This is a genomic window from Stenotrophomonas sp. YJH_SMC_80 (assembly GCF_059372495.1).
This window is the reverse complement of sequence record NZ_JCAFVP010000019.1, coordinates 1-24,092: the sequence shown is the minus strand read 5'-3', so window position 1 is coordinate 24,092 and position 24,092 is coordinate 1. Positions and strand designations below refer to the sequence as shown.

12 protein-coding genes are annotated in these 24,092 nt (G+C 60.7%); 10 read left to right on the top strand and 2 right to left on the bottom strand.

Annotation, left to right across the window (positions count from 1 at the left end):
* The first annotated feature begins 11 nt into the window (after positions 1-11).
* The 6 genes from AC5P99_RS19695 to AC5P99_RS19670 all read left to right on the top strand — a co-directional run bounded on the left by AC5P99_RS19695 (position 12) and on the right by AC5P99_RS19670 (position 13,337).
* Positions 12-1,811: a class I SAM-dependent DNA methyltransferase gene (locus AC5P99_RS19695; RefSeq protein ID WP_495213466.1), complete on the top strand. Its 1,800-nt coding sequence runs from the start codon at positions 12-14 to the stop codon at positions 1,809-1,811.
* Complete coding sequence (locus tag AC5P99_RS19690) at positions 1,808-2,962, top strand: restriction endonuclease subunit S (RefSeq protein ID WP_241873931.1); 1,155 nt, start codon at positions 1,808-1,810, stop codon at positions 2,960-2,962. The genes AC5P99_RS19695 and AC5P99_RS19690 overlap by 4 nt, the downstream gene beginning before the upstream one ends.
* Positions 2,963-6,724 (top strand): anti-phage defense-associated sirtuin Dsr1, encoded by a 3,762-nt coding sequence (dsr1, locus tag AC5P99_RS19685; RefSeq protein WP_495213465.1) that lies wholly within the window; start codon positions 2,963-2,965, stop codon positions 6,722-6,724.
* Between the two features lie 369 nt (positions 6,725-7,093).
* Entirely contained in the window at positions 7,094-8,416 is a 1,323-nt protein-coding gene (locus tag AC5P99_RS19680; RefSeq protein ID WP_241873933.1) for a DUF6361 family protein, read from the top strand.
* Positions 8,416-10,209 carry a phospholipase D-like domain-containing protein gene (locus tag AC5P99_RS19675; protein ID WP_241873934.1) on the top strand — a complete coding sequence of 598 codons (1,794 nt, stop codon included), beginning with the start codon at positions 8,416-8,418 and terminating at the stop codon, positions 10,207-10,209. Before AC5P99_RS19680 ends, AC5P99_RS19675 begins: the two co-directional genes overlap by 1 nt.
* Complete coding sequence (locus AC5P99_RS19670; protein WP_241873935.1) at positions 10,206-13,337, top strand: helicase-related protein; 3,132 nt, start codon at positions 10,206-10,208, stop codon at positions 13,335-13,337. Before AC5P99_RS19675 ends, AC5P99_RS19670 begins: the two co-directional genes overlap by 4 nt.
* Before the next feature lie 398 nt (positions 13,338-13,735).
* Here the strand turns inward: AC5P99_RS19670 and AC5P99_RS19665 are convergent, their stop codons facing one another.
* Complete coding sequence (locus AC5P99_RS19665) at positions 13,736-14,428, bottom strand: hypothetical protein (RefSeq protein ID WP_053495964.1); 693 nt, start codon at positions 14,426-14,428, stop codon at positions 13,736-13,738.
* Positions 14,429-15,915: 1,487 nt separating this feature from the next.
* Between AC5P99_RS19665 and AC5P99_RS19660 the strand changes: the two genes are divergently transcribed.
* Genes AC5P99_RS19660 through AC5P99_RS19650 form a run of 3 tightly spaced genes read left to right on the top strand, consistent with a single transcriptional unit; the run spans position 15,916 to position 19,380 of the window.
* Positions 15,916-16,485, top strand: coding sequence for a hypothetical protein (locus AC5P99_RS19660; RefSeq protein WP_495213464.1), 570 nt, complete (start codon positions 15,916-15,918; stop codon positions 16,483-16,485).
* The gene (locus AC5P99_RS19655; protein ID WP_053495962.1) at positions 16,478-18,328 is read left to right on the top strand and encodes a hypothetical protein; all 1,851 of its coding nucleotides are present in this window, start codon (positions 16,478-16,480) and stop codon (positions 18,326-18,328) included. Before AC5P99_RS19660 ends, AC5P99_RS19655 begins: the two co-directional genes overlap by 8 nt.
* 56 nt (positions 18,329-18,384) lie before the next feature.
* On the top strand, positions 18,385-19,380 hold the full coding sequence (locus AC5P99_RS19650; RefSeq protein ID WP_495213463.1) for an ATP-binding protein: 996 nt from the start codon (positions 18,385-18,387) through the stop codon (positions 19,378-19,380).
* A 1,744-nt stretch (positions 19,381-21,124) separates the two neighbouring features.
* Here AC5P99_RS19650 and AC5P99_RS19645 read toward each other — a convergent pair.
* A complete protein-coding gene (locus AC5P99_RS19645; RefSeq protein ID WP_206620941.1) occupies positions 21,125-23,170 on the bottom strand; it encodes a sigma factor-like helix-turn-helix DNA-binding protein in 2,046 nt (681 codons plus the stop codon).
* 845 nt (positions 23,171-24,015) lie between these two features.
* On the opposite strand from AC5P99_RS19645, the gene AC5P99_RS19640 reads away from it, so the two are divergent.
* Positions 24,016-24,092 (top strand): transposase (locus tag AC5P99_RS19640; protein ID WP_308307029.1); only part of this gene is annotated, 77 nt, incomplete at its 3' end.

Here is a 24,092-nt window from a genome sequence, read left to right as displayed (position 1 = left end):
GAAGTTCCTGAATGGCCGCAATCGAAAAGAAAGCCAGAACCAAACGTGCCAAGGCACCACTAACCACGCGCGACAACCTGTCGGCGCTAATCGGCAGCGCCCGTAAGATCCTACGCAAGGACAAGGGCCTGAATGGCGATGTGGACCGTCTGCCGCTGCTTACCTGGGTGATGTTCCTGAAGTTCCTCGACGACCTCGAAGTGGTGAACGAGGAAGAGGCCGAGCTCGACGGCAAGCCCTACCACCCCATCATCGAATCCCCCTACCGCTGGCGCGACTGGGCTGCGCGCGAGGATGGTCTCACTGGCGACGAACTGCTGGCCTTCATCAACCAGGACGAATGTCACCGCGCCGACGGCTCACGCGGCGCGGGCCTGTTCGCCTACCTACGCGGCCTGGCTGGCAGCGGCGAGAAAGGCAGCCAGCGCGAGGTCATCGCCAACGTGTTTCGTGGCGTGCAGAACCGCATGGTCAGTGGCTACCTGCTGCGCGACATCATCAACAAGATCAACGGCATTCAATTCAGTAGTAGCGAGGAGATCCACACCCTCTCGCATCTCTACGAATCCATGCTGCGTGAGATGCGCGACGCCGCTGGCGACTCTGGCGAGTTCTACACCCCGCGCCCGGTGGTGCGCTTCATGGTGCAGGTCACCGACCCGCGCCTAGGCGAGACCATGCTCGACCCGGCCTGCGGCACCGGCGGCTTTCTGGTGGAGGCCTACGACCACATCGCTCAGCAGGTGACCAACCCGGACCAGCGCCGCACCCTGCAACGGGACACCCTGTTCGGCCAGGAGGCCAAGCCGCTGCCCTACATGCTGGCGCAGATGAACCTGCTGCTGCACGGGCTGGAAGCGCCTCAGATCGCCTACGGCAACACTCTGGAGCGGCGCATCACCGAGATCGGCCACAGCGAGCGGGTGGACGTGATCCTCACCAACCCGCCCTTCGGTGGCGAGGAAGAAGCCGGCATCAAAGCCAACTTCCCGGCCAACATGCAGACGGCCGAAACCGCACTACTATTGCTGCAGTACATCATGCGCAAGCTGCGCTATGCCGGGCATGGCGCCGAGCAGGGAGGCCGCGCCGCTGTGGTGGTGCCCAACGGCACCCTGTTTGGCGATGGCGTGTGCGCCGTCATCAAGGAGGAGATGCTCAAGGAATTCAATCTCCACACCATCGTGCGTCTGCCGCAAGGCGTGTTCGCGCCCTACACCGACATACCCGCCAACCTGCTGTTCTTCCAGCGCGGCGGGCCGACTGACGAGATTTGGTACTACGAACTGCCCCTGCCCGAGGGCCGAAAGAAGTACAGCAAGACCGCACCACTGCCGTTCGAGGCCTTTCAGCCAGTGCTCGACTGGTGGAGCGCCCGCGAGGAAGGACCGCAGGCCTGGCGGGTGGACTTCGCCGCCAAGCGCACCGCCGCCATCGACGCTGCCACACCGCACTGGCAACGGGCCGAAACCGAGCGCGCCAGTGCGCTCGCCCTGGGCAAGCCGATCCGCGAACTGGATCAGACCATCAGCAATGCCGCCAATGGCGACAAGGCCGGGCTGCAAGTGCAGCTGCGCGAGTTGAAGGCGCAGCAGCAGGCCCATGAGGCCGCTGCCAAGGCGGCACAGGCCGAGGGCGACGCGCTCTACTGGCCGATCTACAACCTGGACCTGAAGAACCCGCACGCCGCCGAAGGGCTGGAGCACGCCGACCCGAAGGATCTGGTCGCCGCCATGCGGGCGGGCGAGGAAAATGTGCTGCGACTTCTCGGCGAGATCGAAGCGCTGGTGGCCGAGGTGGGCGGCGAATGAAGGCGTGGCCAAAACTCCGTCTTGCAGATATCGCGCCGATTGTCCGTAGACCGGCAGAGATTCGCCACGAACAGGCGTATCCGGAACTTGGAATCCGATCTTTCGGTCGCGGGACGTTCCACAAGCCTGCACTTTCTGGTGCCGATGTCGGCACGAAGCGGCTGTTTCGAATCGAGCCCGGTGATCTGGTTTTCTCGAACGTATTCGCCTGGGAAGGCGCAATCGCTGTAGCGTCGCCTGCGGATGCTGGACGCTTTGGATCCCATCGCTTCATCACCTGCATCGTTGACCCAGATAAAGCCAACGCCGTCTACCTCAAGCTGTATCTAACCGTATCGCCAGAAGGACGCGCACAGGTACTGCAAGCATCGCCTGGCGGTGCCGGGCGAAACCGGACCTTGGGCGTTGAAAAAATGGGTCAGATTCAAGTTCCTCTGCCGCCACTGGCCGAACAGAAAGCCGTCATCAGCCGCCTCGACACGCTGGCCGACAAGGTGCGGCAGCTAAACGAGCACCTCGACGCCATCGAGCGCGACGCCGACCGGCTACTCGCCGTGCGCTTTCGTGACGCGATTGCCGATGCGCCCGTGTCGCCGATGGCCGAGGTAGCGCCACTGGTGCGTCGGGAAATCGCCATCGAGCTTGAAGGCAGCTATCCGGAGTTGGGCATCCGCTCTTTTGGCAAAGGCACGTTCCACAAGCCGCCACTCTCCGGCGCCGACGTGGGTACCAAACGACTGTTCAGCATCGAACCCGGTGACTTGCTCTTCTCCAACGTGTTCGCTTGGGAAGGTGCCATCGCCGTTGCTCAGCCGGAGGATGCGGGCCGCTTCGGCTCTCATCGCTTCATCACCTGTCGCGTTGATCCCGAAGTCACTTCGCCAGAGTTCCTGCGCTACTACTTCCTCACCGATGCCGGTCTGGAAAAGATTGGCGAGGCATCGCCTGGCGGAGCGGGCAGAAACCGGACACTGGGTCTCGAAAAGCTGATGGCGATTCAGGTTCCGATCCCATCCCTCTCCACGCAGCGAACTTTCGTAGCCTTACAAGCCAAAGTGGTAGAACTGAAAGCCCGGCACGCCACCATTCGCCAAGCCAACGATGCGCTGATTCCGGCGATGCTGGAACGCGTGTTTTCCGGAAGCCACTGAATGCAGTTCGTCCGCCACGGCCCCGATATCCCCGAACGCCTGCTGCAGGCACACGAGGACGGACGCGTGGTGTTCTTCTGCGGCGCGGGCATTTCCTACCCGGCGCGCCTGCCGGGCTTCGCCGGGCTGGTGGCGAAGGTGTATGAAGCGCTGGCCGCCACACCCAACGCAGTGCAGCAGGCGGCGATCAAGGCCGGGCAGTTCGATACCGCCATCGGGCTGCTGGAGGCGGACATCGTCGGTGGCCGCGAGACGGTGCGCCGGGCGCTGGCCGGCATCCTGACACCCGATCTCAGCGCCCCGAACGCGACCGTAACCCACGAAGCCTTGCTGACGCTTGGCAAGTGCCGCAATGGCCATACACGCCTCATCACCACCAACTTCGATCGCCTGTTCGAGGAGGTGATTGCGGCGAAGTCCCTGCCCGTCGAGCTGTTTCAGGCGCCACTGCTGCCGGTGCCGAAGAACCGCTGGGATGGCCTGGTGTATCTGCATGGCCTGCTCAGCGCCACACCGACCGCGAGCGAACTGGATCGACTGGTCGTCTCCAGCGGCGATTTCGGCCTGGCCTATCTCACCGAGCGCTGGGCGGCGCGTTTCGTCAGCGAGTTGTTCCGCAACTACACCGTGTGCTTCGTCGGCTACAGCATCAACGACCCGGTGCTGCGCTACATGATGGATGCGCTGGCTGCCGACCGTCTGCTGGGCGAGTCGCCGCCGGAGATGTTCGCGTTCGGCAGTTTCTCCAAAGGCAAAGAGGAGGAACGGGCCAACGAATGGCGGGCCAAGAACGTCACACCCATCCTCTACCGCGAGCACAATCGGCACGCCTATCTGCACAAGACACTGCGTGCCTGGGCCGAAACCTATCGCGACGGGGTGCGCGGCAAGGAGCGCATCGTGGTCGAGTGCGCCATGGCCCGCCCCTTGGCAAGCACCCGGCAGGACGACTTCGTCGGCCGTCTGTTGTGGGCGCTTAGCGATCCGGGCGGCGTGCCCGCCAGGCGCTTTGCCGATCTGGACCCGGTGCCGTCACTGGATTGGCTGGAGCCGCTGAGCGAGGAACGCTACCGGCATGGCGACCTGGGGCGCTTTGGCGTGCCGCCCAGAACGACCGTAGATGACAAGCTCACCTTCAGCCTGACCCGCCGACCTTCGCCGTATCCGCTCGCACCGTCGATGTGTATCGTCGATGCCGGTGCGCGCGGCAGCCACTGGGACGAAGTGATGCGGCAACTGGCGCGCTGGCTGATCCGTCATCTGGACGACCCGGGTCTGTTGCTGTGGCTGGTCAAGCGCGGCGGGCAGCTGCAAGACGATCTGGTCTGGTGGATCGAACATCGTCTGGACGAACTGGCCAAACTGGAACGCGACGGCAATACCGCCGAGTTGACGCGCATTCGTGAGGGGGCACCCAACGCGATTCCCAGCCCCCAGATGCGCACCCTGTGGCGGCTGCTGTTGACCGGGCGCGTGAAATCGTGGCTGCGCGACTTCGACCTGTACCGCTGGCGCGACCGCTTCAAGCGCGATGGACTCACCGCTACCCTGCGTCTGGAATTGCGCGAGATGCTGACGCCGCGCGTATCGTTGCGCGAGCCGCTCCGCTGGGCCGCCGAGGACGGCGGAGCCCGCGAGCCGGCGCGCATCAAGGACCTCGTGGAATGGGAGATCGTGCTGTCGACGGATCACGTCCATTCCAGTGTGCGCGATCTGCCCAGCGACGAGCGCTGGAACGGCGCATTGCCGGAGCTCCTGTCCGATGTCAGTGCCCTGTTGCGCGACGCGCTTGATCTGATGCGCGAGCTTGGCAGTGCCGAGGACAGGAGCGACCTGTCCTACATGCATCAACCCTCGATCAGTGAACACCCTCAGAACCAGGGCTTCCAGGACTGGACCGCATTGATCGACCTGACCCGGGATGCGTGGCTCGCTACTGCTGCGCATTCGCCAGCGCGGGCGGCGCTCACGGCGCTGGCCTGGTGGCACACGCCCTATCCGCTGTTCCGACGCCTCGCCTTCTTTGCTGCCGCACAGGACAACGTGATCCCTCATCGCCAAGCACTCGACTGGCTGCTGGCGGACGATCACTGGTGGCTGTGGTCGGTCGAAACCGAACGCGAAGCCATGCGCCTGCTGGTAGCGATGGCGCCACACCTCGATGAGCTGATGCTGCGGGAACTGGAACAGGCTGTGCTCGCCGGTCCTCCGCGCGACATGTTCAAGGACGACCTCGAGCCGGAGCGCTGGACCCGTATCACCGACCGTGAAATCTGGCTGCGGCTGGCAAAGATCGCCGAGGCAGGCGCAGTCTTGGGTGCGGACAGCAACGCGCGGCTACAGGGGCTTTCGGCACAGTATCCGGAGTGGGCCCTGGCCGCGGATCAGCGCGACGAGTTTCCTTACTGGATGGGCGATGGCGACGAGTGGCGTAAGTTCGTCGTTACACCGCGTCGTCGCCGTGAATTGATCGAATGGCTCAGGCAGCAACCCGGCACAGATCATTGGCAGGAGGATGACTGGCGACAGCGCTGCCGCGACAATTTTTCGACAACCGCTTGTGCCTTGTACGCCTTGGCCAGTGAAGGCGTTTGGCCGACAGAGCGCTGGCGCGAGGCCTTGCAGGCCTGGTCTGATGAGAAGCTACTGCGGCGCTCCTGGCGTTATATGGCCCCTATCCTGGCCACCGCACCTGACGAGGTGCTGCAGCCGCTCGTTCGCAGTGTCAGCTGGTGGCTACAGGCCATTGCCAAGACTTTCGAAGACCACGAAGCACTCTTCTTCGTGCTCGCTCGCCGTGTCCTGGCACAGGACCATCAGGACGGCGTCGATACCGATGACCCCGTCCAGCGAGCCATCAATCATCCCGTGGGTCTCGTCACCGAGGCGCTGCTTCGCTGGTGGTATCGACGCTCGCTGGAGGATGGGCAAGGCCTGCCGGAAGAGATCAAGCCCACGTTGACTGAGCTTTGCGATACCCAGATCGACAACTATCGGCATGGCCGTGTGTTGTTGGCGGCCCATGTCATCGCCTTGTTCCGCGTCGACGGGGATTGGGCGAGGCAACATCTGTTGCCGCTTTTCGACTGGCAGCGCTCGGAAGCCGAAGCACGGGCAGCGTGGGAAGGATTTCTGTGGTCACCACGCCTGTACCGTCCTCTGATGGAAATTCTCAAACCAGCCTTCCTCGATACCGCGCGGCACTATGCGGCGTTGGGCAAGCACGACGGGCAGTACGCATCTCTGCTGACATTCGCCGCCCTCGATCCGGGTGAAACCTTCACGACCGCCGAGCTGGCGGCCGCCACTCGCGCACTGCCACCGGATGGTTTGCACGATGCTGCACAGGCATTGGTGAGAGCGCTCGAGGGTGCGGGTGAGCAACGGGCCGACTATTGGACGAACCGGGTTGCCCCGTACCTGCATGCCATCTGGCCCAAGACGCGAGACAACGTGTCACCCGCCATCGCCGAAAGTCTCGGCCGCCTTTGCATAGCGGCACAGGATGCGTTCCCGGAGGCATTGGCGCTGCTACGCGCCTGGCTGCAACCGCCGGCCCACCCGGATTACCTAGTGCATCGTCTACACGAATCACGTCTTTGCGGCAGGTTCCCCGAACAGGCACTGGACTTCCTGAGTCTCGTGATAGGGCATCAAACCCAATGGCCGCCCGGTGACCTTGGCAACTGCCTCGAAGAGATACGCTTGAGTGCGCCTGACCTCGATAACGACCCACGTTTTCAACAGCTTGTCATGGACTGAAGACAGCGTGGGCGAAGACTAGATCTGAGCTCATAGCCTCGATAAACATCCCTTATCTTCCTGCTGGCTTGGCACGGGCGCGAATTCGAAAAGGTATGGGCCAGAAGAGCTTTCTACCGAATCTAACTGTCAATGTTGATGTACCTCATACACCGCATACCCAAGACGAGCCTCGCATCCCTGCCCCAGCATCTGCGCTCGGCAGGCTTTATCCGCACACTACCTAGCGCAGCATAGAGAAGCTTCCCGTGCCCCCGAAGGGAGACAGCGCGCCGTCCTGATAGCGAAGAAAGGGAGGCACCGCAGATTCCCTGAGCTCATGGATGACGATTCACGTAAACTTCCGTTCAAGAACGCATGGGGGGAGCTGTGGTCAGCCAAATCGCGTGGTTGAGCTTCGATCAGACGCAGCAGCAACGAACACAGCTGTTCCTTAACGCGCTCTCCCAGCAGGGTACGGTTGACGAACTTGGCACCGGAAATATCCGCGATCTGATCTCGGACGCGCTGTTTCCAGGCCACACCGTGCTGCACACTCGGGCGAAGTACCTCCTGTTCCTGCCGCGTGACCTATCGCGACTGGCATCGAAGACCGTCGATGCTCTGGCCGAGGAAGGAAGAAGGGCCGAAGGACAGCGCATCAAATCCCTGCGCCAGCGCTACAAAGACGATGGTCTTCGCAGTCGGGGCATCATCGGCTACACCACCGGCTCGGAAACCAAGCAGCTTCCGAGCAGCAGCTACTGGGGCTTACTGCGCCAACTGGATATCTACCGCGGCACCGGTTCGCTCTGGGACTACTACCGTGCGCTGGCGACATACAACGCCGCGCACGCCCAGAAGTCGATCCTCCACTCAGAAGAGGATGCCGAGCAGCAAGCGATGTCCGGACTATGGGCCGAGTACCCCGCCGAGTCACCCAAGCACGATGGATTCACGCTGAGTCCGGATGAAGCCGAGTGGCTGAGGGAGCGGTTCCTGGCATCCGACAAAGCCCCACGCGACGAGCGATCGCTCACCAGCTGGCTGCTGGACAAGGGCGGACCCGATTCCGACAGGCCCTGGGTATCGGGTCTGGCGTATGCGTGGAATCACCCGCTGGCGGATCAGTTCCCTGCACGTACCGCCGAAGCGATGTGGTTGGGTCGCGATGTTGACCAGCTGTTGTTCGGGGCGCGCATTCTCTACAACTACCTGTGTGCGCACCATCGCCCGGACATGGGAGCGGATCGCGACACGTTGTTGGACAAGTACCGGACTGCAATGGGTCAGTGGCGTGCACAGATCGAGATGGAACCGCCGAGAGCCAATCTCCTGCATGAACTGGATGCCTGGGCGCAAAGACGATTCGCGGCAATCGAGGCAGCGCCCGCCGCGCGGTTGCGGTGGCGTTCCACACTGAAGTTCGCGCAGCGATGGCAGCAACTCGTGACAACTTCTTCGGACCTTCTGACTGACGACCAAGCACACGCGCACATCGCCGAACGCGAACGAACGATCAAGCCAGGACGCGCCCGGCTGCTGGAACCCTACGAGCGATTGCGGGGCTGGGGCGGCGGCTCGGGCTACTTCCGGTTCAAGTACAACTGGTCCCCGGCAGCTCAAATCCTCTGCGACATCCATTCAGGGCTGGGCACCCCGCGTACCAAGATCATTGAAGAAGCCAATACCGCGACGAAGGAAGCTGACTGATGCTGCGCCTGAACGAGACTGCTCTTCTCCTCAACGCGCTTCAACCGCCGCAGGGGATGTCGATAGATGCTGCCCTCGGCACCTCCTTCACGCTCGATCTCACTGCGCTGTTGTCGATCCCGATCGCGGCAAGCTTCGAACGCCAGGATGCGCACGAGCCTGCCGACCTGCTCGAGACCGTCCGTCGCTATGCCGATCGGACAATCCTGTTCTGTCAGGCCGGTGCCATCAGCGTGCCGGCCCGGTACCGAGCCGCCCACACGCTCATCGAAGACACCGTGGTCGAGGTCCGCCGGCCCGAGGGCGGCCTGTTTCATCCAAAGCTGTGGGTCATTCGCTTCAAGAAGGGCGACAGCTATCTGCATCGCGTGCTCGTGATGAGTCGGAACCTGACCTTTGACCGCGCATGGGACGTCCTGGTCAGGCTTGATGAGGACCCTGATGCCGACGGGGCTGTAGACACGAGCGGACTGCTCGAACTGCTTGGAGAATTGCGCGGAATGGCCGTGCGCTCGATGACGAGCGCGCAGGAGAAGCTTCTCACCTCGATGTTGTCGAGTGTCGGCACTGCCTCGCTTGCGTTACCGGCCCCGTTCGCAAGTGGCAAGTTTGTCCCCTTCCTTCCCGGTGCCCGGTCTTGGCCATTCCGGTCCAGGTACGACGCTGCCCTGGCCGTTTCGCCGTTTCTCACCGGTGGCGCTGCAGCGCGCTTCTTCAAGCCTGGCGCAAAGCGGAAGGTGATCGCGTCGCGACAGGGTGCGCTGGATGCGCAGGCCACGGCCCTGGCATCGGTTCACGAGGTATACCGACTCAAGGATGCACTGCTGAGCGCGCAGGACGACCTTGAAGCACTGGACGGCGGTCCCGGCGCGTCCGACGACACCGGCGTCGAGGCGCCATCGCTGAAGGGGTTGCATGCCAAGTTCTACGTGCAGGATCACGGTGCTCGGGCAACCGTTTGGCTAGGGTCAGCCAACCTTACCGACGCCGCGTTCAGTACCAACGTCGATCTGCTCGTCGAGCTGACCGGCTCTGTCCAGGACGTGGGTGTCGAGTGCGTTCTCGCACAGAAGGGGCGCAAGGATGACCTCAGCTGGTTGGTTGAACCTCATGAGCTGCCTGACGATGGTGGCGAGGTTGATCCTGAGGAGGGTATCGACTCAATGGCACAACATGCCTACGACCTCGCCTCTTCGTCGTTTGACATCCGCTGTGAGGAACACCCAGGTGGCTGGACGGCGCAGCTGACCATCACCGGCTTCAATCCTGCGTCCATGGTCAACGTATCGGCCCGGCTGCTGAGTCTCCCGAAGGCGCGCGCAATGCCGGTGCAGAACGGACCGGCCGCATGGACCAGTCTCGCAGTCGAGGACCTCACCCCATTTGTTGTCATGAACTTGTCGAGCGAAGGTGCCAGCCGCACGGTGTTGGTCAGGGCCAACATCCACGGTGATCCGGAGGATCGCCGCAAGTCAGTGCTCGCAAGAGCCATTCGCTCACGGGAAGACTTCATGCGATATCTCGCAGCGCTGCTCGGCTACGACACGGGCGGCTTCACGCGAACGGCGGGGAGCGAGCACGATCCGGGCGAATCCTGGCTCCCAGGTATTGGTGTCGACCGGATATTGGAGGATCTGCTCACCACCGCCTCCCGCAATCCAGAGCAACTCACATCACTTGGACAGACACTTGATGTTCTCGGCCGCGATCCGCAGTTCGACGCGATCGTCCCTGCCGACTTCAAACTCCTGTGGGATGCGGTCTATGCGTCCCGCAAGCGTGTGATCGCATGAGTCGTCGCGGCGCCCTTCCGGCTGAGGTGCTGAATCAAGCCACCGAGGGCCTCAAACAGTTTCAGCTCGATACCGCCGCAGCGGTGATTGACGCGATGTACGAGCGCAACCAGCGACGCTTCCTCGTCGCCGACGAAGTGGGCCTTGGCAAGACCAAGATCGCCCGGGCAACCGTCGCTGAGACGATCCGACGCCTCTGGGACGACAGGTCCGTCAAGCGCATCGACGTGATCTATATCTGCTCAAACAGCCAGATCGCCCGGCAGAATCTTCGGGACTTGAACGTACTCACGACCGAAGAGGAGCCCATCCGCACCGCCGACCGGCTGACGATGTTGCCCACCACCCTGGCCAACCTGGGGAAGGTCAATGTGGTCGCCTTTACGCCTGGCACATCCTTCCAACTCGGAGACAGTGCAGGCCGGGTCGGTGAGCGCGCAATGTTGTGGACGCTTGTCAAGGACCATGCGGTGGGCTGGGCTAAGCTGCTCGCACGCGACCGAGCGCTGCAGATCTTCAGGGGGCGCGCGTCGGAAAGTCGCTTTCGGAACGAGCTCGATGCGCTTGCCGAGTTCGATCCGCCCCGTTCGGTGGTTACGAAGTTCGGCCAAAAAATACGCGCAAACAAGCTTGGGAAAGAGTTCACATTCATCTCGGATGGACGCCGAGCATACGACGACACGCGCGGGCGAAAACTGCTTGCTGACTTGCGTCGTCTGCTCGCTGAGGTCTGCATCGACCAACTGAGCCCGGACCTGGTCATCCTCGATGAGTTCCAACGCTTCAGCCATCTATTGGACGGCAAAGGCGAGGATGCCGAGCTGGCCAGCCAGCTGCTCAAGCATCCCACGGCACGCGTGCTTCTGCTGTCTGCAACCCCGTACAAGATGCTGACCAACCCCGAGGATGACGAAAGTCACTTCGAGGGATTCGGCCGCACGGTGAAGTTTCTGCTTGGCGAAGGGCGCGAGCCGGAACTGACGGAACTACGTCGCTCCTTGGGTGCGTTGCGGACAGGAATACTCGGGCATCGCGATCCAGAGCGCCTTTCATCAGCCCGCGACAAGGCCCAGTCGATACTCCGCAGCGTGATGGTCCGCACAGAGCGTTTGGCCGCAACACCGGATCGTGACGGAATGCTTGACATCAGCCCGCCCGACATCCCCTGCACCGTTACACCTGCTGATGTGGATTCTTTTGTAGCGGTCGACAAGGCAGCTCAGGCACTGGCCGACATCCCGTCGATGATTGAGTACTGGAAGTCGGCCCCGTATCTGTTTAACTTCATGGATGAGTACGCTGCAAAAAGACGCTTGCAGCAACAGCTTCCACAGTGCACAGAACTGCAAGGCGCGCTCCGGGGAAAGCACATGTTGACGTACAAGGATGTCAACCAATTCCGGCACATCGATCCTCGCAACGGGCGGCTCCGCTGGCTGCTTGAAGACCTGGACGCGGCTTCCGCATTCGATGTGCTGTGGGTGCCGCCCGCGCTGCCGCAGACGCAGCTGGGCGGACGGTACGCAACGGGCGCTGCCCTTACAAAGCGATTGATTTTCTCAAGTTGGAGCGTGGTGCCGAAATCCGTTGCCGCCCTCACCTCCTATGAGTTCGAGCGCAGACACGGACGTGTTGCGTCGGGCCAGACCGAACGCCCGTCATACAACAAGGTGCGCGAAGGCTCACGCCCGTTCGACCTCACAACGCTGCGCGGAACAGCGATGGATAACTTCACCGGCTGGTTCGCCCTGCTCCTGCCATGCAAGTACCTCGCTGATGTCGGAGACCCGCTCGCCGTCGCGAGTGCCCTCGGCGAAACAGTGCCACTCTCGCTCGCTGCGTTGCGCAGACACGTCACCGAGGTTCTAGAGACGCGACTTGCGCCGCTGCTTTCGATGGCACCGCCATCGGGCGCCGGGCGCAGCATCTGGTACTCCGCCGCACAGCTTTGGCTTGACCCCGACCTGGCCGAGCTCACCGCCGAGCACTGGATCGGCACCGAAAGGGACTCCCAGGCATTTCGAGAGCATTGGGCGCGTCTGGTCGAGGTTGCGGGATCGCCCGACACATGGGGCCCTTGGCCAAGCGATCTCGTGCGTTGGCTCACCGACCTGGCAATCGCAGGCCCTGCCATCTGTGCACTTCGAGCGATAAGGCGGCAACGCAGCCGGTTCGACACCGATCTCACCGCTCACGCCCTGCGGGCTTCCACGGCTTCCATTGCCTGGGCGTTCACCAGCTTCTTCAACGCTGCCGAAGCGCAGGCGATTGTCGAGTCAAGCGTTCCAGTAAGGTGCGACCACTGGAAGAAGCTCCTGGTCCACTGTGCCGAAGGCGGGCTTGGCAGCGTGCTTGACGAGTGGTTCCACCTCATCCCCGACCAATGTCGGCTTAACAAGGCGTCGGACACGCCGTTAGAAGATATGGCTGCATTGGCATCGGAAGTGTTGCGCCTCAACGATGGGCGAAGCTTCAGCGACTTCTATGATCGAATCAGCCGTACGGGAGAGGCCAGGTCACACGCGCTTCGATCACACTTCGCCATGCGTTACGGCCAAGCGCGTGGGGCCACTGCCGAGGGAGAGAACCCGGTTGCGGTGCGCAACGCGTTCAACTCTCCATTCCGCCCATTCGTACTGGTGTCGACCTCGGTTGGACAAGAAGGGCTGGACTTCCACTACTACGCCCACGCGATCGTCCATTGGAACCTTCCCGGCAATCCGGTCGATCTCGAACAACGCGAAGGGCGCGTCCATCGTTACAAGAACCACGCCGTGCGGAAGAACGTTGCTGCGCGCTTTGCGCACGACCCTGCGATCTTGACCTCAACCGATCCTTGGGAAGGCCTCTTTGCGTTGGCGACCGATAAAAAGAGCAGCGATGGCGGCCTACGACCCCACTGGATCTATGACGGTGAGGCACAAATCAAGCGCCTCGTTCCGATGCTCCCATTCAGCCGCGAGGTCGGGAAGCTGCAGCAGCTCGTGGAAGCTACGAGCTTGTACCGTATGACGATCGGCCAGCCGCGGCAAGCCGAGTTGATGGAAGTACTCGCTGGACTCAGCAAAGAAGAGCAAGACACACTCCGTGCGGCTGTCTCGATTGATCTCAAGCCCGGTAAAAGCTGATCTATTTGCTCCCTCCACATGACCAGAACCTGGCTAGCTGGCGAGCCACAATTCAGCCAAGAGACTACGCGCTGCAACCAGCAAGACAACATCTGCTCTCAATGCTATACCTGCGTCAATAGGGGTTCGAAGCGAAGGCTATTCACCCCCGATAACGCGCCCTTATCGACAGGTTGAAGGTGGCCGCACGCCCAGAATGCGCATCCGCCTTGGCATCGTGGAACACCCGCGGCCATGAAGTCCCCTCTTCTAGGCAAACAAAGTTGGATCAACGCTGCACTTGTTCAGTCAGGTGGGCATGGATGATAGGGCGGGGTCGCTGGTACCGGGCGGGATTGGGAGGGAGTCTCATCAGACAATGGCCAATATTCAAGCCTTCTTGAGCTGCGAGCTGCATCCTAGAATCCGGGGCTTGGGGTGTCGTGCTCGTCGTCAGTCTCTTGTGCCGACGTTCCCTGCTCATTGGCGTAGGTGGTGGCGTCTCGTTCCAGCAATGCGTCGAGCGAAGGCGCAGCAAGAAGCTGGAACTGTCCATCAACTGCGGACACTGTTAGCCAAGTCGCCGCGTGGCCTCCGCTCCCATCACTGTCGCCTACTCGGAAGGTTCGGATGTGTTCCAAGTAGGTGAGCAGAACCTGTGGCGGCACTCCCCACGAGGGCCCTTTGTCAGGTGAAATTTCTCGGGTTAAAAGCTTGATCAGATCAGACGCTGAGAATGAATCCGCCTTACCGTCAAGCTCGAATGCGCTGAGATACTGTGCGAAATGCAGGTCAACTCGTGTAGCCGCATGCTCACCAAAGCAGATGAAGTGGCCTAGTAGCGACGTATTCCGCCAATCGGAGATATCCATCAGTGCCTCTGGGAAGCCAGACTTCCACTTCTTCCGCTCACCGCGCATGTCTGCCTGTCGGCGCTTGAACTCAATGGCCATACATCGCTGACCACCAAGCACAACGTCACCGAGACTTCTATCCAGCGGAGTCTGCTGGAACAGATTGACCGCCAGGGTCCGCCCCTGCCGCCCGCCTTCATATCCGAGCGCATAGATGAACGCGCCTAAGAGTTGATTTTCGTAAGCGATGGAAACCATGTCCCTGGTACTTGCTTGGTACATCAAGGAATAGCGGCCGCGCCATCCCCATCTGTAGTCACAAATGGGCGGTGCAGCGATCGCCTATGCCAGGAGCGCCGCGAGCGGTAGATGCGCTAGGCGCCGGGAACCCGATTCCTATGAGGCGTCCCGCTCCGATCGGGCACGCTCGATCACCTTTTTCTGTCGACCAACGAATCGGTCGGGAACACCTCAAGTTCCGATATACCCGTCGAGCTAAGGCGGCATTGGAGATGCTGATCAACGACTCGCTCGGAATGGGTCACACGCCTGTGTACGTAATGCTGTACTAGAGGTAGACAAGCTCCGGCTCCCCGGCTTCGACTCAACCACGATTCATGTCGATCTGACGGTCGAATTCACCTTCGGAGCTCGATTGAACCTGCAACGAACATAGGAACCCCGGTTTGCAGTTCACGCTACTGACTGCCAAAGGGGCGGGCTGCAGGGTGCAGCCCTTCCTTCTTGATCAGGACTGTCTGTGATCGCAGCGGCTTGCCGCAGCCCGCAGGTCGAGCCTTCTCGATGACGGTGTGAGGCCTCCACTGCGCTGCGATCTGCATATCTATCCAACCGCGCAAAGCTCAATCAATGAATCCATTGAGCTGCGCAGGTGATTTGATTCGGCAGGCCTTGCAATAACATTGATCCCAACCACCTTGATACCCTTCGAATAAGGGGCAAATGTTCTGCTGAATCAAAGTCTTGCGAACACTCTGGCAGGTCGCTAGAGTCGTGGAGCTGTCGTGGTTCTGGAAGTGCCCGTGACTTCAGCTGATTGCTTGGAGATCATCCATCTCCGCACCTGCGTTGCACTCCTGGCGATACCACCGACGCGACCAGCACTTGGGCGCGGGAGCCCCACGCGAAGCTTGACCAGGTGCGGCCATGCAGCGTCGCTGTACATCGTCAGGGCCTTATCAAGAACACCGCAGGAATCGCTGCCTGAATGCACGGGGCACGCCTATCGCGTTCGACGTGACGGTTCGTACCCCCTTCTTCAAACCCTGCCCCGCTTCTTACTTGAGACGTTAGCGCATGACCGAGTAGCCAATACTCTCCGACCTTTAGAAATGGAAATGCCCCCGTTCGAGCGGGGGCATTTGCCTCTCGTCGGAGCGGGAGGGCGTGAAGCATAGAACTCATGCGAGGCCTAGGCTCCCCCATTTCTCCAATCAAGTCAAGCAGCCTGTCTGACGGGCCGGACTCGTATTGCCATTCCCAGGCGCCATTCGCGTGCGCCGAGGGGGGATGCTGCCCGCGATCCGGCTACCGCCCTACAGGCAGCGCGCCCGTTCGCCTTGTTCGGAGATCCCATGCCTGCTGGAGCCACCTACCGTGGTGACGACTCACACGCGAGCCATCACGTTGACCCCGCCCTGCCCTACGCCCCCCGACCGCTTTCACGAGGAAAGCGAGATCGACGCGAGGTGTTTGTCTACTACTCTCCACGTAATCAACGCGTGGTGACCGTCGCCGACGCCGTAACGTTTGCCGCAGCGCTTCAGCTGGAATTCGATTCGACAATCGCCCTCTACATCGAACGCCCACGCCGGCTGCAGATTTTTGAGAAGTTCGTGATCGATGTTTCCTTCCTGGCGATTACTCGCTCAGGGGAGCAGCGCTTCATTCTGGTATTGCCCAATGGGCGAAAAACGAGAAGCACCGGTAGTGCTGCTGGCCTTCCGGATGCGCTTGAGCTTGATGAGATCGCCAAGCGAAACGGCATCTATCTGAGCTATGTAACTGAAGATCATCTCTTGTCACAGCTGCCCGCATTGGGTGAGGCCTTTGACCTCCTACCGCTGGTATGGTCCAGCGAGAGGCTCGCAAATCGCGCCAGCCTTGCCCAGCAAATACTGAACATCCTCGGGCGCGTTGAGCGATTCAGGTTATCCGATCTGATCGGTGCCTCTTCAGCCACTACGCACGAGGTCCGGGCAACAGTGGCATGGCTGATTCATAGTGGCAAACTTCGTCTCATTGACTATGCGCAAGGCGCACCGGATGCCATTTTGGAGCGGTGCCATGCATGATCATCATTCGATCTACGATCGTGAAACCTTGCTCCAGTGGTACCGCCCTGACGAATGCGACCTGAAGGAAGAGGTACGTTTTCGTTTCCGGCAAGCCTGCGCGGCATTGACTGAAGTACTGACTGGCGAGCTGCAGATCACCAAGGCGGCCAAAGCTTACGGGCTCTGTAGGAAGCGCCTGCGCCGAATGATTCTTACCGCGCCCATGATGGCCAGTGATGGGCGTCCCCACGGCTTCAGGGTCTGCGTTCCCAACGGGGTCTACATCCGAAGCGAAACAGCCTCTATTGATGTGGAGGTTCCTCGCTCGGGGCGCCCAAGCGCAATGGGTCAGCTTCTACAGGCCATTCCTCAGATCAAGCTCTGGGTGGACGAGTTCAATCGCCCGCTCCCCCCAGGTCGCGCGCCGAAGGCGTTCAATCGGCTGCATGGTCGAATCTGCGCCGAGCTGCGCAGACGCGACCTCGCTGACCACTATCCGCTAAACACCACGGATAAGGGGCGCCGAGCGTTGCTCGACTACATGAGGCGCAGGCGGATCCAAGAGAGCGGGAGTGGGACGTGGGAGTTTGATGTCGATGCGCCCGAGGGCATCGAGCAGGTCCTTAGGCAGCATCTTTACGGGCGCACCGAATTTGATGCCCATCAGATCGATATCGAGGCAACCTTGGCAGTCGACGTGCCGGGAGGTGGGCAGGTCAATCGACGCATCACTACAATCTGGCTTCTGATAGAAATTGAGGTGCGTTCACGTGCGATCGTGTCCTGGTCGTTGAGGGTTGGACGTGCCTACACGAACTTAGATGTCGCCCTGTGTCTGGCTGTGGGACTGCGCCCCTGGGAGCGGCGTGAGCTGACAATTCCTGGGCTGTCCTATGCCCCGGGTGCGGGGATGCCAACAGGCCTTGCGGGTGACTTGGGGGCCCGGCGCTCAAGATCCATCGCCCTGGACAATGCACTGGCGCACTCTGCCCATGACCTCGAAGCAGCGTTCTGTCGCTCGCGAGGTGGCGTGCTGATCTTTGGCAAGGCACGCCAGCCTCGTTCCAGGCCTGTGGTAGAGCAGCTCTTCTCACGGCTGGAGCGCGGAGCGCTTCGCCAGATCCCTGGAGGATTTGAGCCGGCTGTCAAGCTGGGCGAGAAAAGGATTCGTATCAGTAACTTCTCGCCGGATGACCACCCCATACAGATGCAGCTCTTTGAGGAGCTACTGGACGTGATCATTGCCAACTACAACGCGACGTCACATGTGGCACTGGGTGATCTTTCGCCGCTGCAGTTCCTCCGGGCAAAGGGAAGTGGAGCGTTTGATCTCAGTCCCGATTCGGCGCGTGAGGATGCAGATGACATGTGCACGATCGTCGTTCTGCTAACCGTCCATGGGGACCGCGCAAAAGGCGTTGTTCCGCACGTCAACTATATGTACGTCAAGTATCGAGCCCCCAGCCTGGACGGTCGCTGGGAGATGATCGGCACGAAGGTCATGGCAAGAATCAATCGCAACGATCTGCGAACCATCCTGCTGATGAGGTCTGCCACAACCCCATTGGGTGCTGCCCGCGCGGCCGCCCCGTGGAGTCTTAGGGCACACGATGAAACCACCCGCAAGCTCATCATGCGGTGGATCAAGAATAGAACTGGATTCAGCATTCTGGGCACCGACTGCGCCATTGAGGCCTATGTTGCCTTCCTCAAGACTCAGGCAGCCAGTGACCAATCCGCGGTAGATCAGCTGGCGAGAATGGGTCACGTAGGCCACGACAAGGCTCCGCCTGCCGTAGGCGACATCTACAAGCAGCCTCTCCGCATTGCGCCAGATGGATGGATCAGCTTGGATGAATGACTTCTACGACCACTACAGGCACCGCTGCAGCCTCTGCACACCCACGTGGGATCACCATGAACGCTACTGATCACCCGATCTTCATTCCTGACGGCTACCAGATCAACACTCACCCCACTGAAGAGCTGGCCAACTTCATTCGCATGAGTATCAGCGAGGGAAGGCACGGCTGTTCGGCGTATGGCGGTGGAGGTGTTGGCAAGACCTCCGCCTTGAAGTACTTGTCAGATAACAGTTCCAAATGGCTCAAGGACTCTCGGGGACAACCCATGGGCGTAGCCATGCGGATGGTGATGGCTAGCGGCATTCGCCGCAGTGATGGTGCGTTCTGGTCTGCGATCAACAACCGGATCGGCATATCCAACGCAAAGGTGATCAAGGCCAGCGTCGGAATGGACCGGGTACTCAACCTGATTCGTAGCCGTTGTGGTCAAGCCAAGGTCCGACGCCTGGTGCTGTTCATTGACAATGCCCAGCGCATCACTGAAAGCGAGTACGAGTATCTTGAGGATCTCGACAGCCAGGTGCTCGATGACAACCTGAGTCTTTACTTGGTTCTGATGCGTCAAAGCGACGCTGAAGGCGTCGATGTCGGCGACGATTGGTCAGATCGAGCCTCGCACACGGTACGCAGGTGGTTCATCGACACGATGCGCTACCGTCCCATCACCGGAGCGGCCGAGGTCACCCATGCGCTTTCGCGCTTTGATTCTCAGGCTTCATGGCCAACACCGGAGATGCCCTTTAGCCGATTCTTCGCAGCATCTGCCTTTGATGCGGGTTGGCGGCTGGCAGACCAAGCGCCGATGATCCTGCAGGAGCTGGCCGCACTTCGTAAGGCCGGAAAGCTTCCCGAGAGCGAAGCACGGCCGATGGCCACCTTCACTCTCACAGTTCGGCACTTGCTCACGGAGATCGCCTGGAAGCATGAGGGCTTTCGAGAGTTCAGTCGTGAACAGGTTCGAGACGCTCTGCTGAGGAGTGGCTATCTGCGCTTGGAGTACGTTCGAGCCAAGATGCGGCTTCCTGACTATGGTCAGGGCGCGGCGTAGGAGCTGAGCGTTCATGCCTTGGTCTGACTACCTGCCCGCCCGGGCCTCGACTGCGCCCATGATTGGGGCAGAGCTCACCTGCTACCCCTACATTTCCGGATTCGGTTTGGCGCAACGGATCGTTACCCTTGCCCTGCCTTCTCCGTCGGACATGGTTCGCCTCGGTTTCAGAAACCGGGCAAGCATGGATGTGCTTCTGGCAACTCAATCGAGAAGCAAGACACGATTTTCTCTCCTTTGGGAACTAGGGCTTGGCCATACGACTATCGCTGACTTCTGGAGCCCGAGTGCATGGAGCCCGGTTCAGTGCGGGCGTCTGTTCGAGCGGCATGTGCGGCCGGTTAGGCAATGCCCAGAGTGTGTACGCCATGGCTATCACAATGCCGCATTTCAGTTGCCCTCGCTTGATGCCTGTCCCTGGCACCGCGAGCGGCTCCGCAGTACCTGCGAGCACTGCGGGCGGATTGTATTTGCCCAATTCCAGGATGGTGATCGTCTTGGAGTTTGCTCGTGCGGTATCAGCTTCATCGACCCTCGACTAGCACTGACAGAGATGCATTCGTTTCCAACGGACGAGGCATCTGCATGGCTGGAGGAGTTCAGGGAATGGAGTTGCGCACAACGGGTGATGCGGTGGATCCAGGTGCCCGAGCAAGCAACTGACTGGGATGCGGCGTTCTGCGCTATCGCCGGGGTGGCACAATCAGGGATGGGTGCCGGGGAAGGAAGTGGGGCCAGTGGGCCGGCACCCATGCAGGTCTTCGACGGTGCAACTGAGGATCCCCCTGAGGGGGCGCTATGGGGATGGTGTCACCTAGGCGGTAGCCAGACGCTAAGATGCGCGCCCTTGCCAGCTTCGGTCTTTGTACTCCTGCAGGCAGTCACGCGGGCTGTTGTCCAAAAGGTGTCCGTAGACGGAATTTCATGTCTTGAGCCGTGGGTCCACGACGGCCTCACGCCGGGTCCTGCTGAGCTCGGAGGCGCCACCAATGGAGGAAGCGGACAGGGTTGGCTTGCGCCCTATGGCCGATCGGCAGCAGGTCAGGTCTGGCTGAACCTCTCCGTGGTCGACCGTTAGGTCACTGCTGCCTGTGGCGCACTTCTAGAATTGGTGGCATGCGAGCTGGCGGACCTGCCCCTTGTTAGTGATGTCTCTCCTCAGCATGCCATCTCATGTGCCCTGGACCAAGTTCAAGGGCGCAGCCTGCTCATCGCAGCATTGCTTGCGTGCTTGGAACGTGCGTTCAGCCAAGGCCTGACATCTGTTCTGAGGGGCTTCTGGGGCAATGGGCAGCCGCGATCATGTATTGAGGCGCCCTGCTTTGGGATTGTCGGTGCACCAGGGCACTTGCAGAGTATGCAGCTCGTCTGGGTACCCATCGCTCTCTTGCCCCCGACGGGACCGAAGTCGGGGGCTTCAGATGATAAGGCCGTACGGCCGGCCAAGGCATCAGGAAAGAGGAAGTTGGAAGCCGTGAAAAGGCGCGGGATCAAGGCGCCGCGCATACTGAAGTGATCATCAAGAGCCATGCAATGGCCAGTGAATTCAGCCGGCGAGCTGTGCGGCTTCCCTGTCGGCTTGACTCTTAGAGCAGCGACCACTCCAAGCTCTGCGATCCATCAGCATACTTCTTCGAGGCTTGGTCAATACACCATCTGCAGACTGAATGGTGCGGTTCTCACATACGGCGTGACGCTGATTCCCAAGGCGATTGACAATATCTAATCTCCATGGCGCCTAACCTCAGTCGCCATCCTCAAGTTCATCCCCGGCTGACCCGATGATCTCTACGAGCGCCTTTCTGGTCCGGCTATTGGCGGTCACCCTGTAAGTTGTCCCTGCGTCGCCTCCTTGCGAAACGACATGCTTGATCAAACCGATCATACGATTCTCAGTCAGTGTGAGAATTGCGCCTTCGGCGTCATACTCGCCCGCATCCAGATGCAAGAAGGCCTTACTGGGCACGCCTGCGTAGAGGTTGGTCAGCGAGCTCTTGCTAACCGTGTTCACCCAGCTGACGTCTCCGGAGCTAGTGACGCTAATCTCCCGGTAGTTGACCAGCGGCCCACTGCTGGTTCCTACGCGACTCTGCGCCTCGGTCAGGCGCGCAGCATTGATCGGCCAACCTCGAATTGCAAAGATGCCGCGATCGACTTGACGCAACAGCGGTGAATAAGCCAAGGCAACAGAGAATGAGACAGCGTTGATCCCAAGGCCTGTAACAAGGACCTCATGCAGCTCACTGCGAGAGGCCAATCCACCTCGAAGCTTGAGTTCCTCAACGATTGAGTGTGCAACTCCCTTCTTGCCTTCCTGAGCTGCGTCAGGGCTGGCCAGCCGGAAATCATCCCCTTGCTGACAAATCAAGGCAGGCGTCTTGGCTAGAACCCACTGCACGACCTCCATCGGCGGCCAGATGCCGGCATCCTCTGCGACGTCCGAAGAAGCGATACGGGAGTGTCGTGTCACTCCGCTGTAGATGACCTCAATGTCCAGAGCACCCTTGGCATTGGACAGAATGTCGATGGCTCGGTTCACGACTCGGTTCGCACTTCCGTCGATACCGAACCAGTACCAAGCTTGATCTTCATCTATCCACTCGAACCCTGGAGCATGAGCGATAATAGAACGGAACTCTTCAGGCGCGATCCAGTCACCGTGCTGGCGCATGGTCAAAGCCCAGACGAGATTGACCTGGGCAGCCCCGCAGTGCCTGATCGCCGCCTTGGACTGGCTAATTCCGTCCATGAACCAATCCGGCAGCTGCCCAGCAAGCACGACAGGTTCTCCCTTCTTTATACGGATGATCTGTACTGGAAGAGATCGCCCAAGCACTTCACGTCCATAGTCAATCGCACCCTGCAGGCTCAGTGTTCCGCCCAAGAGACTGCGCAGTCGCTCCTCGGCTTCGGGAACTGCAGCTCCCCCTAGACCCTGACAGGCGTCAACCAGCGCATCAAACTGCGCTGTCAGTACCGCGGTTGTTGGAAGGAAGGACAGCTGTTTGTCCACAATCTGGCGAATTCGCTCGCGGGTGATCCCATGAATCTCCCCGATGGCCTGCAGCGTGCTCTCGGCATCTCCTTGCCCGCCGTAGCGGGCCCTGAAAACCAATGCATTTCGCTCCGCATGGGAAGGGGCATGCGCGCGCCGGCTCAGTAGGCGACCATTAAACAGAATCTCCTCGTACAGATCCGTCGGAGGACCCATCGACGCAATGACCTCGGCCTCAATAGCCCGCCCCTGACGCACGTCGAAATCTGGGCCGGGTGGCTCGACGCCACATGCCTCGGCGATCGCACAGATATCCTTGTACTTGGGGATTCTGCTGATTGCGGCGTTCTCCCACGCTGCCACCGACATGTGGGACCTTCCTATCCGTTCGGCAAGCTCCATCTGCGTAAGGCGACCTCTAGGATTGTCTCGACGTGCAGAGCGAAGCCAGAGCTTCAACGCATTGCGCGAAGCCCGGGAAGGCGCAACCGATCCTTCTGGTGCATTGATGTCCAAGACGGCAGGGGAAAGATATTCAGCGGCCCGTACTACAAGATCGTGGGCCGGATAGCCGGTAGCAGCGGAGATCCTACTGATCTCCTCTGGTAGAGGAGTCTCTTGGCAATGCGAGCTGAAGAGCTTGACGAGGCGCTTCCTCAGGATTCCCGTCTTCGCATGAATATCCGAGATCCCTTCGGATCGTTGCAGCGAGAGCGACATCCAGTTCTTGATGATCTCTACAGCGGACTCGCCTGAGAGCTCTTCAACTTCGGTACCGATCCATCCGTCGAGCACAGCCCCTCCCTCGCCGCCCATGCCTGCGCCACACCCTGGCGCCCCGCAGATGACTATGGCGCGCCGTCTGCGGACTGTCCACCTCTGCGCCTAGATGCGAGAACTTAGGCGCCTATGGTGCCCTCGAGCGCAATGAAGCGCGCTAATCAGCCCCCCCCTTCTGTCGGTTGGCCGTTGCCAGGCGCAGTTCAGCCCTTGGAGCCAGAGCGCGATTGTGGGTCGCCCCAGTAGTTGAGTTGGATATGCGCCACTGAATTTGGGGCATCCTGTCCTTGAGTCGGACAGAAACGGGGGGGGACTATCCGCAGCTCATCGACGATGAGGCGCCTTGTCCGGCGTACGCGGAACTCGGGGAGCATTGTCCGTAGTTCGAGCGACGGACATTCCGCCCGATTCGCGCCACCAACTACGGATATTCAATGGCTTGCGAGTGAGGCGAATGTTCCCCGTCAATCAGCAATGGTTGCGGCTCTGGCTCGGCTCTTGCCTGCCTGCTCGTTCCCCCGACAAGGATGAGCTTGCAGCATGATCGAGATCGATCCCCGCGACATCTACCTTGCCGAAGTGCTCAGAACTCGCCGAGAGCGGCGGCTCGGCAATGGTGACCCCGGTTCTGGCGCCGCAACGTCAAATATTGCCTACATGAGCCGTGGGCCGAGGCCCCGCCAGCGCGTGCGAGGCGCTACCGTAGGGGCGTCGCCCCTACACCCCTGCCCATCGAGCGATTCTGGCTCTAGCCGCCCTTTCCTCGCTCATCACGTCGAATTCGCGCCAAGCGAATTCGGGTTCACCCCCGTTTTCACGGACACTTACGAGAAGGCCGATCAAGGCCATGAGGAGTGTTCATGTCGAAGCGAAGGAAGTTCAGCACCGAGTTCAAGCGCGGTGCGGTTGAGCAGGCCAGCCAGCCGGGCGTCAGCTG